The organism is Kitasatospora sp. NPDC004799, assembly GCF_040609095.1.
GTDB lineage: Bacteria > Actinomycetota > Actinomycetes > Streptomycetales > Streptomycetaceae > Kitasatospora.
In genome coordinates this window covers 1-1,062 of the sequence record NZ_JBEXJK010000843.1, presented here as the reverse complement: position 1 = coordinate 1,062, position 1,062 = coordinate 1, and the positions used below count along the sequence as shown (strand labels likewise).

Here is a 1,062-nt window from a genome sequence, read left to right as displayed (position 1 = left end):
GACCGCGCGGCCGGGCCCGACGCGGCCTTGCGGCGCAGCCGCTTGGCGAAGCGCCGGGTGCCGCGGATCGCCACCTGGTCCTCGCCGGTGCCGGCGAGCACCACGAGCAGCGCGTCCACGCTCTGCTCGTCGGGCCCGGCGGGAAGGTCGACCAGGCCGCCCCAGCCGTGCGGGAACTCCAGTGCGGCGGACGCGCCGGTGCCCCAGGCCAGGGCCTGGGCCGGGCTGGTGACCGGGTCGGTGCCCGAGGTGCTCACGGCGCCGCTGGTGGCGCACCACAGCGGGACGGCCGCCGTCCCCGGGGCCAGGCTGCGCGCCGGGTCCAGGGTGCGGACCAGGTCCAGGGTGCGGACCAGGCCTGCCGGGAGCACCGGGTGGTCGGGGTGCGGCTCCTCGTCCAGCGCCAGCAGCGACAGCACACCGTCCGGCCCGGTCCGGGCCTCCCCGGTGCCGGCCAGGTCCGAGGCGTCGGCCGCGTCCCAGGTGTCGGCCACCGCGAAGCCCCGTGCGCGCAGGGCCTCGGCCCACGGGTGCCCGGTCGGGGCCAGGACGAGCCAGCGGGCCGGGTCCACCGGGGCCGCGGTGCCGCTCACCGGCGCCCAGGCCACCTCGTACCGCCAGTCGTCGCGGGGCGCCGGCGGGGTCGCGGTCACCCAGTAGGGCTCGCGCTGGAAGGCGTACGTGGGCAGGTCCGCCCGGGGTGCGGTGCGGGGCAGGACCGGCGTCCAGTCGACGTCGGCGCCGGCGGCGTGGAGGCGTCCCGCCGCGGCGAGGAACTCGGTGAGGCCGCCGTGGTCGCGGCGCAGTGTTCCGGTGGCGGTTCCGGTGGCGGTTCCGGTGGCGGTTCCGGTGGCGGTTCCGGTGGCGGTTCCGGTGGCGGTTCCGGTGGCGGTTCCGGTGGCGGCGACGTCCAGCGCGGGCAGCAGCACCGGGTGCGGGCTGACCTCCACGAACACCTCGTGGCCGTCGGCGGTGAGCCGGGCGGTGGCCAGGTCGAACCGGACGGGCTCGCGGAGGTTGCGGTACCAGTAGCCGGCGTCGAGGGCGGAGGTGTCGACCGGC

General features: G+C 78.5%; 1 protein-coding gene. It reads right to left on the bottom strand.

Annotated features, from left to right (window positions below; all coding sequences use genetic code 11):
- Positions 1–1,062 (bottom strand): acyltransferase domain-containing protein (locus ABZW03_RS41230; protein ID WP_355270055.1); only part of this gene is annotated, 1,062 nt, incomplete at both ends.